Here is a 13,480-nt window from a genome sequence, read left to right as displayed (position 1 = left end):
CTCGTGGCTACGACGATGATTCCGCGGATTGAGGATTCGGGAGTCCGGACGCGGGTCGTCTCGCTGACTCCCGCGCCAGCCGTCGACCGGGTCTATGTGGTCGACGGGCTCAAGACAGGGCATGTCAATCGAGCTCGGCATATCGAGGCACACATCGCCGGCAACGGCGTCAATCTCGCCCGCGACCTGAGCGCCGCTGGCAATGCTGTCGCGGCCGTGCTCCCGCTCAGTTTGGAGGATGCCGGCGCACTCGTCGAAGACATCGACATGTTCCATGTCGTTCCGGTGCCGCAATCCATCCGGGTGAACGCGGTCGTTATCGGCGCCGACGGCGTTACGACGAACATCAACCAGGCCGCACATGCGCTGAGTGACATTGACTGGAATGGTCTGCACGACGCTGTAGGGCGGGCCGCGGACCAGTTGCGCGCCGAGTGGGTCGTCGTCGGGGGGAGTCTGCCCCCGACCAGCAATGGTCACGGAGTCGATCCGTCCGCGCTCCTGGAGATCGCGCTGAGGACCGATGGTCGGCTGTGCCTGGACTCGCCGGGCTCGGTCGTCGCGGATTGGCTGCGTCGCGGGATTCCGATCGATTTGATCTCACCGAACATCCACGAACTCGAAGAGCTCGTCGAACGGTCAATCGACACGTTGGGGGATGCGGTGGACGCTGCTTCCCGACTCGTGGACCACGGACTGCGCGCTGTGTTGGTCAGCCTGGGGCGTCAAGGGGCCGTCATCGTCACGCCGACCCGGCAGATCTGGGCGCGCACGTCTCCGTCGCGCGTCGTCAACACCACGGGGGCGGGTGATGCTGCTTTGGCGGGATTGATAACACTGTGGCGGGGCGAAGACGAGCAGCAAGCACTCGAGCATGCGCTGACGCGTGCCGTGCGATGGGGACGGGCAGCGGTCGGCCTCATCTCTCCAACCATCGTCCCCGAGAACATCGAGCCAGCGCGCGTCCAGCTCGAGGTTCCCCCTCGGTCCATGCCGTTGCACCACGACACGTTTCCGTTGGCCAAAAGGGAGTGAATATGTCGAGGATAAGCATCGTGGAGTGCAGGCCGGGTCGGCGGGGGATGATCGGAACATGAGCGCACCGGACTGGATCCAGCATCAGGGGCTTGTCGACTGGGTCGAGGAGATGGTGCGTCTGTGCACGCCGACCGATGTGCATTGGTGCGACGGGTCGGATGAGGAGTACGACGCGCTCTGCGAGCAGCTCGTCGACGCGGGCACCTTCATCCGGCTCCACCCCGAGAAGCGACCTCACAGCTTCCTCGCCCGCAGCGACGCGAGTGATGTCGCACGGGTCGAGGAGCGGACCTTCATCTGCGCGCGCAGCGAGGAGGATGCGGGGCCGACCAACAACTGGATGGAGCCGAGGGAGATGATGCGGATCCTCCGCGGCCTCTTCTCGGGGTCGATGGTCGGCCGGACGATGTACGTGGTCCCGTTCAGCATGGGCCCGCTCGGCTCACCCATCGCCCAGCTGGGGGTGCAGATCACCGACTCGCCGTACGCCGTCGTCAGCACGAAGATCATGACGCGGATGGGCCGCCCGGCGGCTGAGGTGCTCGGCGCCGACGGCGAGTTCGTCCCGTGCATGCACAGCGTCGGGGCACCGCTGGGCGCGGGCGAGCAGGACGTCGCGTGGCCCTGCAACCCGAGCGAGAAGTACATCGTGCACTTTCCCGAGACGCTGGAGATCTGGTCGTACGGGTCGGGGTACGGCGGCAACGCGCTGCTGGGGAAGAAGTGCCTGGCCCTGCGGATCGCCTCGACCATGGCCCGCGACGATGGCTGGCTCGCCGAGCACATGCTCATCCTGGGGGTGACGGATCCGGCGGGGGAGAAGACCTATGTCGCCGCTGCCTTCCCGAGCGCGTGCGGCAAGACGAATTTTGCCATGCTCGTGCCGCCGCCGGCCTTCGCCGATGAGGGATGGAAGGTGACCACTGTCGGCGACGACATCGCCTGGATCAAACCGGGCGAAGACGGCACCCTGTTCGCCATCAATCCCGAGGCGGGATACTTCGGCGTCGCGCCGGGTACCTCCTACGCGACGAATCCCAACGCGATGGAATCCATCCGCTCCGACACGATCTTCACGAACGTGGCGCTCACCGACGACGGAGACGTGTGGTGGGAGGGGATGGACGGCCCGAAGCCGGCGCACGCGATCGACTGGGAGGGCAATGACTGGACTCCGGAGTCGGGGACGAAAGCGGCGCACCCGAACTCGCGGTTCACCTCGCCCGCGATACTGAACCCGGCGCTGGACGACGCGTGGGACGACCCCCAAGGGGTGCCGATCCGGGCGTTCTTGTTCGGCGGCCGCCGTGCCGGCACCATCCCCCTCGTCGCGCAGAGCTTCAACTGGGCGTTCGGCGTCTACATGGCGGCGACCATGGGCTCCGAGACCACCGCGGCGGCGTTCGGGGAGCAGGGCGTGGTGCGCCGCGACCCGTTCGCGATGCTCCCGTTCTCCGGCTACCACATGGGCGACTACATCAACCACTGGCTCGCACTGGGACGCAACGTCCGCAACGCGCCCCGCATCTTCCAGGTGAACTGGTTCCGCCGCGACCAGGACGGGAACTTCCTCTGGCCCGGGTTCGGGGAGAACATGCGGGTCCTGGAATGGATCGTCGCCCGCTCCCGCGGCCGCGCCCTCGCGATCGAGAGCCCCATCGGGTGGGTGCCGCGCTACGAAGACCTCACCTGGGACGGCCTGGACTTCTCCGAAGAAGACTTCTTCGCCTGCATGGCCATCAACCGCCGGGATTGGACCTCCGAACTCCTCGACGTGGAAGAGCTCTTCATGAAGCTCTACAACCGCCTCCCCAAGGAGATGGAGATGATCCGCTCCCTCACCACCAGCGCCCTCTGGCGCTCACCCAAACAATGGGAGATGAACGCCGACCCCACCTGATCGGCGGAGAACCGATCGGCACCGCCTGGAGGCTGCGCGAAGCCGAACGCGCCGTGCAGTTCTTCCGAACACGAGTCATGCGCCGGTCGCAGCGCTGGAGCGATCTGAGAGGTCTATCCCCAGCGCGGTCAGCAGATAGGCCATGTGGGAGTGGATGTCGATCGACTTGTCGTACATCCACTGGATCCGCAGACCGTCCCACGACGCGAACACCAGCGCCGCGGTGATATCGGGGTCGATCTCTGCGGCAAGCCGTCCCTCCGACTGCAGCCGCGTCAGCCCGCTGCGGATGACGGCCCTCATGCCGGTGTATCGATCTCGCACATAGTCATGCGCGAGATGGTCCGGCTCCGTCGCCTCGCCCGTGACACGCAGCGAAAGCTGCTCCATGCCGGGCGAGGAGGTCTCCTCGTCGACCGCGGAAAGGATCCGGTCGACGAGTCCGTCGATGAAGTCCGGCTCTTCGAAGTCGATCTCGATCTCGGCGATCTCGTCGCGACGACGGAGGATCTCGGCGAAGAGGGCGTCCTTCGAGCCGAAGTAGTGCAGCAGGCCGTTCTGGCTGAGGCCCACGGCATCCGCAAGCTCTTTCACGGTCGCACCGGTGTAGCCCTCGCGTGCGATCACCTCGAGGGCGACGTCGAGGATCTCGGCGCGCTTCGCCTTGCCCTTCGCATACGGTCCGCGTGCTGCTGCCATAAAACAGCATGATATGCGGATTTCGACTTGCGCACAATGAATCCCGCATGGCATGCTGGTTTCAACCGACACGCAGCACCAGAAACACGGACGTTCACCCGCTGTCGGACATCACTGACGATGGGAAGACACATGAGCGGCGAAACGGCCACCGAGCCCAGACCCAAGGGCGACGTCGTCCTCGAGCCGGCCGAGCCCGGCACATCCTCGATCTACATCCGTGGGGTGAAGTCACGCGCCTACCTCACCTGGTTCACGATCCTGACGATCGCAATCACGTCGGTGTGGGGCGCGGTCACCGGCATCCTGCTTCCGAACCACGTGCAGATCCTCGAGATGGGCAACTGGTTCACCGGGGCCGACGCGAGCATCGATCTGCAGCAGCTCACCATCCTGCAGCAGTCGATCGACGCCGGCAACGCCACCGCGACCGCCGAGCAGGCGCGACAGCTCGAGCTGCTCACGGGCTTCAACGCCGCCCGAGCCCAGTCCCTCGCGATCATCAGCACGATCGGCGTCATCCTCACGATGCTCGTGCAGCCCATCGTGGGCGTGTTCGCCGATCGCACCCGCAGCAAGTGGGGCCGCCGCGCTCCGTGGATCCTCTTCGGCACCGTGGTCGGCTCGCTGCTGCTCGTGCTCATGCGCTTCGCGCCGTCGATCGCCGTCCTCGCGATCGTCTTCATGCTCGCGCAGGCCGTGCTGAACACGGCGAGCGGGCCGCTGGCCACCACGGTCGCGGACCGGATGCCGGAGAACCGGCGCGGTGTCGCCTCGGCGCTCGGCGGATTCGGCAACTTCTTCGGCGGCCTTCTCGGCGGTCTGCTCGCCGGCGCCTTCTTCGCGACCATCGGCCTGGACTTCTACTTCATCGTCGCCGCGTTCGTCACCTTCTCGGGTGTCATGTTCCTGATCTTCGCCCGCGACCGGTCGTCGAAGGACCTCGAGGTCACGCCGTTCAACTGGAAGCAGTTCTTCATCGGGTTCACCATCGCCCTTCGTGACCGCAACTACCGCTGGGTGTGGGTCGCCCGCATCCTGCTCACGTTCGGCTACACGGTGTCGACGGCGCTCAGCCTGTACATGCTGCAGAGCTATGTGCACCCCGCCCTCAGCCAGACGGAGGCCACTGCGCTCGCGCCGCTGCTGCTGCTCGCCGGCGTTCCCGTGACGATCCTGGCGGTGCTGATCGCGGGCAAGCTCTCCGACAAGCTCGGCAAGCGTCGCATCTTCGTCATCGTCGCCTCGGTGCTGATGGCCCTCTCGATGCTCATCCCGATCGCGATGCCGACCGTCCCCGGTCTGTTCATCCAGGCGATCGTCGGCGGCATCGCGTTCGGCATCTACCTCCCTGTCGACCAGGCGCTGTTCATCGACGTGCTGCCCGACAAGCGCGCCGCAGGCCGCGACCTCGGTGTCGCCGGCCTCGGCTCGAACCTCGGACAGGCGCTCGGCCCGATCCTTGCGAGCACGGTCGTCGCCGTCACGGGCGGCTACGTCGGAATCTGGGTTGCGGCGGGCGTACTCGTGCTGCTCGGCGCGGTCGCCATCTTCCCGCTGAAGGGCGTGAAGTAGACGCGTCATGGCCTCGTCCTATCCGAACCCGCTGATGCCCGGCTTCAATCCCGATCCCTCGTGCGTCCGCGTGGACGGCGTCTACTACCTCGTGACCTCGTCGTTCGAGTACATGCCCGGGCTGCCCGTCTACCGCAGCACCGACTTCGTCTCGTGGGAGCACATCGGCAACATCGCAGAGCGGATGTCGCAGAGCGGGGTGGCCGAGACGCCATCGGGGATGGGGATCTGGGCTCCCACGATCCGCCACCGCGACGGCGTGTTCTACGTGATCGTGGTGATCGCCGCCAGCCCGCGCGGCTGCGTTGTGTTCACCGCGTCGGATCCCGCCGGACCGTGGAGCGAAGGGACCCCCATCCCGTCGGTGGACGGCATCGACCCCGATCTGGCCTGGGACGACGCCGGCAACGCGTACGTCACCTACTCCGCCTACCGCATGGCCGGTGAGGAACCAGGGCGCCACGACGGCATCGAGCAGTTCCGCGTCGACCTGACGACCGGTGAGGCACTCGAGTCGCCGCGCCCGCTGTGGTCGGGCACCGGTCTGCAGTTTCCCGAGGCGCCGCACCTCTACCGCCGCGGCGCGTTCTGGTACCTGCTGATCGCGGAGGGCGGCACCGAGCGCGGCCACGCGGTGAGTATCGCCCGCGGTGCCTCCATCGAGGGGCCGTTCAGCGGCGGCCCGGCGAATCCCCTCCTGCGGGCCGCCGGAACCTCCAGCCCCGTCCAGAACACCGGTCACGCCGACCTGGTCGAGGGCCCAGACGGAACCGATGTATTCGTCGCGCTCGGTGTTCGCCCGCTGGGCACCGGCCTGAGCTTCTCTCCGCTGGGCCGCGAGACGTTCGCCACGCCGGTGGAGTGGGTGGACGGCTGGCCGGTCGTCGCCCCGATCGAACTGGCGCCGCATGACGGCGTCTGCGCGGAGCGGTTCGGGCTGTCGTCCGCCGCTGAACTGGCCGACCCCGGTTGGTTAGCGGTCGGCCAACTGGTAGGGGATGTCGCGGCGGTCATCGACGGATGCCTGGCGATGAGTGGTCCCGGTGTCTCTCTCGACGCGCGCCGGCCGGCGTTCATCGGCCGTCGACAGCGACACCTCGACAGCGACACATCGATCCGGGTGCGCCCACGAGACGGTATCGGCGGACTCGGCCTGCGCTACAACGAGCGATTCCACATCACCGCGACCGCACGCAGCAGCACCGCCGAACGGACCCTCGTGACCGTGGTCGCCGCCCTCCCCGGCATCCGGCAGTCCTTCCATGAGGACGTGCCCGGCGACGAGGTGATGCTTCGCATCAGCACCCGCCGCCCACGCCGCTTCATGCCCAACGACGGCGCCGGCGGCGACCGCATCGTCATCACCGCCGTCGGAACAGACGGCCGCGACGTCGTGGTGGCGGAGCTGGACGGACGCTTCTGGTCGGCCGAGACCGCCGCATCCTTCACCGGACGGGTCATCGGCCCGTTCGCCGAGTCGGGCGAGGTCCGCTTCCGCGACTTCGCCTATCAGGGCGGCGATGGCCGGAACGGCCTCGCGCAGCCCGGAGAGAGAGTGGAACTATGAGCATCGATCAGACCGCTGCGGCACTGCTCACCGAGACCGCGTGGGTCACCGACGAGCCGGATGAGCTCTTCCGAGAGCCCTACATCGACGTCGACGAGTGGCGCAACGCGCCGGTGCGTCACCGCTATGTCCATGGCGGCTTCCACGGCACCGACACCCGCTTCTCGTTCTACTACCCCGAGTCGGAGGCGTACGGCGGGCGATTCTTCCAGCACGTGACGCCCGTTGCGCAGAGCGAGAACCTCGCGCACGAGTCGCTGGACGCGTTCAACAAGATCGCCTTCTCCATCGACAGCGGCGCGTACTTCGTCGAGACCAACGGCGGGGGTCCGGATGCCGCGAATCCGATGTCCGGCATCGACCCGACGATCGGCGCCTTCCGCGCCAGCGCCGCCGCCGCCCGCTTCTCGCGCGTCGTCGCAGGGGAGCTCTACGGTGCCGCGCGACCCTACGGCTACCTCTACGGCGGCAGCGGCGGCGCGTACCGCACGATCGGATCGGCTGAGAACACCCAGGGCGTGTGGGACGGCTTCGTGCCGTACGTGCCGGGCAGCCCCATGGCGATGCCCAACGTCTTCAGCGTGCGGATGCACGCGCAGCGGATCCTCCGCGACGTGTTCCCGTCGATCGTCGACGCGTACGACGTCGGTGGCGACCCTGCGGCGCTCGACCTGACCGCCGAGCAGCGCGAGGCCCTCGACGAGGTCACGCGCATGGGCTTCCCCCCGAGGTCCTGGTTCGGGTGGCGCACCATGGGCATGCACGCCTTCAGCGTGCTGTACCCCGGCGTCATGTACATGGATCCGACCTTCGCCGACGACTTCTGGAGGGTGGAGGGCTACCTCGGTGCGGACCCGGCATCCTCGGTGCACCGCGACCGCGTTCAGCTGACGACGACGATCTCCGAACTGCTCGCCGAGACCGCGACCCGTGAGGAACAGCTCGTCGCGGGTGGTGTCGACGAGTCGTTCCTGCACGCGGCATCCGATTTGCAGGTCTCCGGACTCCGGCTTGCGGAGGCTCCGACCGGGTGGATCCTCGGTGCCCAGCTCGCCGTGCTCTCGGGGGCTGCCACGGGAGCCGTTCTCCGCCTGTCGGGCGTCGACGGCGATATTGCCCTCGTCGAGCCCGGTCAAGGCGAGCTCCTCGCAGCGCTCGCGACGGGCGACACCGTGGCACTCGACAACTCCAGCTTCCTCGCGGCGCAGACTTATCACCGACACCAGGTTCCGGGTCCCGAGTACGCCGCCTGGGACCAGTTCCGGGATGCCGATGGAGCCCTGGCTCTTCCGCAGCGGCCGATGCTGCTCGGGCCCCTGATGACCCAGGGCGCGTCCGGAACCGTCCCGTCGGGGCGGATCACCGGCAAGATGATCGTCGTCGCGTGCCTGCTCGACCGCGAGGCGTTCCCGTGGCAGGCGGACTGGTACCGGGCACGGGTCACCGGGCACCTCGGTGACGCCGTCGATGACAGTTTCCGCCTGTGGTACGTCGACAATGCGCTGCACGGGGACGACGATCCGCAGGAGTTCCCCGCCCGCAGCGTCGCCTACGTCGGTGCGCTCGAGACCGCGCTGCGTCAGCTCGCCGCCTGGGTCGAGGACGGCGTCGAGCCCTCGCCCACCACTGCCTATGAGATTGTCGACGGCCAGGTCGTCGTCCCAGAAGGCGCAGCGGAGCGTCGCGGCGTGCAGCCCGTCGCGACGCTCACTGTCAACGGGTCATCGAGCGCATCCGTGCGCGTCGGCGAACCGGTGTCGGTGCGGGTTGAGGCGGACGCCACGGCGGGGGGTGTCATCGTCGAGCTGGTCGATGTCGTGACCGAAATCGGCGGCGAAGAGCGGCTCGGTGAGCCGATGGTCCTCGCTCCGGCGGGCTCCGTCGTGTTCGAGCAGCAGCGCACGTTCGACGCCCCCGGCACCCACTTCATCGCCGTGCGCGTCAGTGCGCAGACCGGCGGCGATGCCTCTGACCCGCACGCGCGCGTGCAGAACATCGTGCGGGCGCGGGTCACCGTCACCCCGTAGCTGGACCGCAGTCGGGGGCGGTGCGGCGGGAGGATGCCGCATCCAGGTCACGCAAAAGGTGTCGCCGTAAGCTCGCCCGGACAACGACGGGGGAGAAGACGGTGTCTGACAGTGGTGACCTGGCGCGCGGCATGCTGCTCTACGTCGAAGACGACGCCGGCATCGCGGCCATGACGGTGCAGGTGCTCTCCGAGTTCTACGACGTCGATCACGCGCCGACCGGCGAGGCCGGCCTGCGGCTCGCGCTGGGCGGCCGCTACGACGCCATGGTGGTCGACCGCCGATTGCCGGGCATGGACGGCGTGCAGTTCGTCCGCGCCGTGCGCACCGCCCGCATCACTACGCCGATCCTCATGCTCACCGCGCTCGGTGCGGTCAGCGATCGCGTCTCGGGCCTCGACGGCGGAGCCAATGACTACCTTGTGAAGCCGTTCGACTTCGACGAGCTGCTCGCGCGGCTGCGGGCGCTTCGGCGAGCGTTCCGGGCCGATGCCGGGCGACGCTGGCTCGGTGAGTGGGCCTACGCTCCCGATTCGCAGGCGCTGTACGACCCGAGCGGCTATCGCATTGCGCTGACGGCGACGGAGAACGCGTTGCTCGAGTTGCTCAGCGGCAGCCCCGAGCACGTGTTCAGTCGCGAGGAGATCTTGAAGGCGGTGTTCCGGGAAGGTGAGACGACCAGCTCCGTCGACACGTACGTGCACTACGTGCGGCGCAAGTCCACACGGGACATGATCGAGACCGTGCGTGCGCGTGGCTACCGAGCCGGGAATCCTTCGTGAGCGACGCGGAGGACCAGCGCCGCGTGCAGCGGGCGGCGCTTTCGATCGGCCTTTACGTCGCCACCGCGTCGGCGATCGTCATCGCCGCGGGGGTCGGCATCCTCATCGCGGTGATCCTGATCGGCAGGCGACCAGAGGGGGGCGGGCGCGGTGGGGAGACCCGCCAGGGCCGAGCATCGGGCGACGCTTTAGTGATAGACGCCGATCGGGTGCTGCCGCTCGTGATCGTGCTCGGGATCGTCGGTGTGCTGCTGCTGGCACTGGTCGCATGGCTGGCAGCGCGGCGATCGGTGCGTCCGCTCGGCGAGGCGCTGAGGTTGCAGCGCAACTTCGTCGCCGATGCATCCCACGAACTGCGCACGCCGCTCACGACGCTGAGCAGTCGCATCCAGCTGCTGCAGCGGAGGAAAGAGCGCGGCGAACCGATCGATGACACGATCGTCGATCTGCGGGCGGATGCCGCCATGATGAACGACGTGCTGAACGACCTGCTGCTCGCGGCCGAGGGTGGGGCCGGAACTGCGGGGGAGCCGACGTCGGTCGCGGGAGCCGTGCGGATCGCGGTGGAGTCCTTCCGGCCGCTCGCCGACGAAGCCGGGGTCCCGCTCGCTGTCGATGTCCGCCGGGATGCCGTTGTGCTGCTGCCCTCCGTCACGCTCGTGCGGCTCGTCGTCGCACTTGTCGACAACGCGGTGCAGCATTCGCCGAGCAACTCGCCCGTGACGGTACGTGTCGACGTGGAGGCCGGTCAGGTGGCGATCCGGGTCGGAGATCGTGGGTCGGGCATCCACGGGATCGCTCACGACGCCGTCTTCGAGCGGTTCGCCCGATCGTCCGAGAGCGGGAGGCGACGCGGATTCGGGCTCGGGCTCTCCCTGGTGCGGGATGTCGCCGTCCGCGCCGGTGGCAGCGTCGAGGTGGAGAGCACCTCGTCAGAAGGAACGACGTTCCTGCTGAGGCTGCCGATCGCCGTGTGAGAGCCCGGTCCAGGTGTCGTCCTCGTCGACGACGTCGATCGAGACGCCGTCGAGCCACCGGGTCACTCGGCCGTCGTCGGCGATCAGGAGGCCCGTACTCTCGCCGACACCGGGGAGCCACGATCGGTCGTCGAGGCCTCCGATGACGGCCGCGGTGGCCCACAGGTCGGCATGGGTGAGACTGTCGGCCGCGACCGTCGCGCTGACGACGCCCCGCGCGGGTTCGCCGGTGCGGGGGTCGATGACGTGGGAGCCCCGCTCGGCGGTGCCGGAGGTGGCGACCGCCCCGTTCTCTATCTGGAGGCTGGCGATGATTTCGCCGGGGCGCCGGGGGTCGGCGATCCCGACATTCCAGCGCCACCCCGTGCCACGGACCGTGAACAGCTGCATGTCTCCGCCCGCGTTGATGCCGACGGCGATGGGGCCGATCCCGGTGCCCGCGACCCGATCCCGGCCGAGGAGCGGCGCGAGGTGCCGGCGGGCGGCGGTCTCGACGGACCACCCTTTGACGTAGCCGGTGGGGTCGAACCAGCCCCGCCACATCGCCGAGAACAGCCCCCGGGTCTGGACCGCAGCGCTGCGGCACGCGGCCTCGACCTCCCCGACTCGGGGATCCGCATCGACCAGCCGGAGTTCGCCTCGCGCGATGCGGCGGATGTCGGAGTGGTCGCGGTAGGTCGAGAAGACGCGGTCGATCTCGCTCAGTTCGGCGAAGCAGGCGGCGATCGCGTCTTCCGAGACCGGACCGAGCTCGTCGGCGTGCGAGAGAACATGGATGCTGATCGGCATCCCCATCATCTCCTCTATGCGCACGAACCGAGTGGGCCGTGTTCGGGGAAGCCGGGCCGCGAGGCTGCGCATCAGCTCTGCGCCTGATCGATCGCGCTCTGCAATGACGCGATGTACCCATCGCTCGTGTAGGTCGCACCCGAGACCATATCGATTTGAGCGCTCTGGGTCTGCGTCGTTTCGGAGACGAGGATCGGGATGGCTCGCTGGTTGATCTGCTGGTCGCGCCGGTCGCTGTTCGGGTAGTCGACGACCTGCACGTCGCTGATCTGACCCGCGGACACCGTGATCGCGACCTGGACCGGCCCATAGCGGGTGTCGGCCGCGGCCCCCGTATAGGTCCCGTCGACCAGGCCGGACGTGGTTTCGGATGTCGTGTCGCTCGACGCCCCGTCAGATGATTCCGTCGCTGATCCGGTGGAGGACGAGCCGGTGGATGTGCCGTCAGACGATGAGTCGTCGGGGGTTACGGGAGCGGTCGTCGTCGCGTCACTCGAGGTTGCTGGTCCGGTCGAGGCGATCGGCTCGACCGCTTCGAGAGAGGTGCGATAGCTGAACAGCAGCACGATCCCGCTGATTGTTGCGAGCAGGGCGTAGACGATCTTCTTCATGGTGGCTTCTCACGACTCCTGGGATTCAGATGGTGAACGCTTCGGAATGGATGCGGTCGCCCGCGACGCCCGCTGTCCGCAGGTCCTTGTCGACGGCCTTCATCCAGGCGACCGGCCCGCACAAGTACACGTCGTACGTGTCGAGATCCGGTGCGAGGTAACGGATCACGTCGGGCCCGCGCCAGGCGCTGTGGCTCGCAGACAGCCACGGTGAGGCGGTGCGGGCCCGGGGGCCCGACAGGTCGACGTGACGCAGGCCCCGGTGGATGGCGAGGTGCCGGATCGCGTCCTGCCGGAGGGCGGCGGCCTCGGTGTGATCCCGTGTCACGAGCGTTGCGTCGCCGGGAGCGTAGGCCTGTTCCTCCAAGAGGGCGACCAGCGGTGCCACTCCGGCGCCGGCGCCGATCATGAGCAGTTTGGTGCCCTTCCGCGCGGCACCTGTCATGTGTCCGTAAGGTCCTTCGATCAGCACGCGTGTGCCCGGGCGCAGCGTCGTGAGCCGTTGGGTGCCGTCGCCGCCGATCCTGGCGGCGACGGTGAGGCCGCGACCCGTGGGTGCGCTCGAGAGGGAGAACGGGTGGCCGCGGGTCCAGCCGGCGCCGTCGACGAACCGCCAGACGAAGAACTGGCCGGCGCGCGCGCCGAGTCGGTGCAGCGCGCGCCCCGACATTCGCACCGTCACCCCGCTGTCACCATCGGGCTCGATCGCGGTCACTCGGATCCCGTGGCGAGCCGAACGCACCAGCGGCACGCCGATGCGGAAGACGAGGACGGATGCCGCTGCCGCCGCCCACACGATCCACCAGTAGGCGGTGGCCACTGGTGAGGACAGGAAGTCTGCGCCCGTCCACAGCTGGTGGGGGAGGGCCAGGCCAACGCCGAGGTAGGCGTAGAGGTGCAGCAGATGCCACGACTCGTAGCACAGCTTCTTGCGCGCACGACGGATCGAGGTCGCGACGACCAGCACGATCAGAAGGGTGCCGGCGGCGGCGAGCAGCATGCCGGGGTAGTTCCAGATGAACTCCCACAGCTGCACGAACGGGTTGATCGCGGCCGTTGCCGCGTAGCCGAGCACGAGCAGCACGATGTGGGCGACCAGCAGCCAGAAGGACCAGAACCCGACGAATCGGTGCATGCGGGTCATCGCATCGCGGCCGAACCCGCGCTCGAACAGGGGGATGCGCCCCATCAGCAGCACCTGATACAGCAGCAGGTTCGCCGACACCAGACCCGTCAGGCGGCCCAGGGTCGTCAGCGTTTCGGCGTTCACGCCGAGCGTGGCGGTCACCCCGCCGCCCGCCACCCAGAGCGCCACGACGAACAGGCTCGTGAGCCAGATGACGGTCGTCGCCGCGGCGTGCCACAGCGCGGTTCGAGCGCCGCGCTCTCCGAACGCCGGTGTGGGTACGGTCGGTGTCGTCGGACTCGGGCCGACCGGCCGGGTGCCAGGAGCGAAGGTGGTCATGACCCGATCGTCGACGCAGCGCTCTGAGGGACGGCTAAGAATCGACCCAT

The 13,480-nt window shown here is 68.2% G+C and carries 11 protein-coding genes; 7 read left to right on the top strand and 4 right to left on the bottom strand.

Features of this window, described 5'->3' with window-relative positions; translation table 11 throughout:
* Nucleotides 1-3: 3 nt before the first annotated feature.
* Both ACPW96_RS20645 and ACPW96_RS20640 read left to right on the top strand, forming a co-directional pair.
* Nucleotides 4-1,035 (top strand): 1-phosphofructokinase family hexose kinase, encoded by a 1,032-nt coding sequence (locus ACPW96_RS20645; RefSeq protein ID WP_425885393.1) that lies wholly within the window; start codon nt 4-6, stop codon nt 1,033-1,035.
* Nucleotides 1,036-1,093: 58 nt separating this feature from the next.
* Nucleotides 1,094-2,938 carry a phosphoenolpyruvate carboxykinase (GTP) gene (locus ACPW96_RS20640; RefSeq protein ID WP_425885391.1) on the top strand — a complete coding sequence of 615 codons (1,845 nt, stop codon included), beginning with the start codon at nt 1,094-1,096 and terminating at the stop codon, nt 2,936-2,938.
* Nucleotides 2,939-3,013: 75 nt separating this feature from the next.
* Here the strand turns inward: ACPW96_RS20640 and ACPW96_RS20635 are convergent, their stop codons facing one another.
* Nucleotides 3,014-3,637, bottom strand: coding sequence for a TetR/AcrR family transcriptional regulator (locus tag ACPW96_RS20635; protein WP_425885390.1), 624 nt, complete (start codon nt 3,635-3,637; stop codon nt 3,014-3,016).
* A 132-nt stretch (nt 3,638-3,769) separates the two neighbouring features.
* Here ACPW96_RS20635 and ACPW96_RS20630 point away from each other — a divergent pair, with 132 nt between their 5' ends.
* The 5 genes from ACPW96_RS20630 (at nt 3,770) to ACPW96_RS20610 (ending at nt 10,565) form a co-directional block, all read left to right on the top strand.
* A complete protein-coding gene (locus tag ACPW96_RS20630; protein WP_425885389.1) occupies nt 3,770-5,212 on the top strand; it encodes an MFS transporter in 1,443 nt (480 codons plus the stop codon).
* Nucleotides 5,213-5,219: 7 nt separating this feature from the next.
* Entirely contained in the window at nt 5,220-6,779 is a 1,560-nt protein-coding gene (locus tag ACPW96_RS20625; RefSeq protein ID WP_425885387.1) for a family 43 glycosylhydrolase, read from the top strand.
* Nucleotides 6,776-8,806 carry a hypothetical protein gene (locus ACPW96_RS20620; RefSeq protein ID WP_425885385.1) on the top strand — a complete coding sequence of 677 codons (2,031 nt, stop codon included), beginning with the start codon at nt 6,776-6,778 and terminating at the stop codon, nt 8,804-8,806. The genes ACPW96_RS20625 and ACPW96_RS20620 overlap by 4 nt, the downstream gene beginning before the upstream one ends.
* Before the next feature lie 101 nt (nt 8,807-8,907).
* Nucleotides 8,908-9,588 (top strand): response regulator transcription factor, encoded by a 681-nt coding sequence (locus tag ACPW96_RS20615; RefSeq protein ID WP_425885384.1) that lies wholly within the window; start codon nt 8,908-8,910, stop codon nt 9,586-9,588.
* The gene (locus tag ACPW96_RS20610) at nt 9,585-10,565 is read left to right on the top strand and encodes a sensor histidine kinase (RefSeq protein ID WP_425885382.1); all 981 of its coding nucleotides are present in this window, start codon (nt 9,585-9,587) and stop codon (nt 10,563-10,565) included. The genes ACPW96_RS20615 and ACPW96_RS20610 overlap by 4 nt, the downstream gene beginning before the upstream one ends.
* Here ACPW96_RS20610 and ACPW96_RS20605 read toward each other — a convergent pair.
* The 3 genes from ACPW96_RS20605 to ACPW96_RS20595 form a co-directional block, all read right to left on the bottom strand.
* Nucleotides 10,521-11,354, bottom strand: a complete 834-nt coding sequence (locus tag ACPW96_RS20605) for an FAD:protein FMN transferase (protein WP_425885380.1) — start codon at nt 11,352-11,354, stop codon at nt 10,521-10,523. The genes ACPW96_RS20610 and ACPW96_RS20605 overlap by 45 nt on opposite strands.
* Before the next feature lie 71 nt (nt 11,355-11,425).
* Complete coding sequence (locus ACPW96_RS20600) at nt 11,426-11,965, bottom strand: FMN-binding protein (RefSeq protein WP_425885379.1); 540 nt, start codon at nt 11,963-11,965, stop codon at nt 11,426-11,428.
* Between the two features lie 25 nt (nt 11,966-11,990).
* Nucleotides 11,991-13,430 carry a ferredoxin reductase family protein gene (locus ACPW96_RS20595; protein ID WP_425885377.1) on the bottom strand — a complete coding sequence of 480 codons (1,440 nt, stop codon included), beginning with the start codon at nt 13,428-13,430 and terminating at the stop codon, nt 11,991-11,993.
* Nucleotides 13,431-13,480 lie beyond the last annotated feature (50 nt).

This window comes from Micromonospora sp. DT81.3, from assembly GCF_049847225.1.
Lineage (GTDB): Bacteria > Actinomycetota > Actinomycetes > Actinomycetales > Microbacteriaceae > Microbacterium.
The sequence above is the reverse complement of the archived record's forward strand: the minus strand, read 5'-3'. Positions and strand labels throughout refer to the sequence as shown.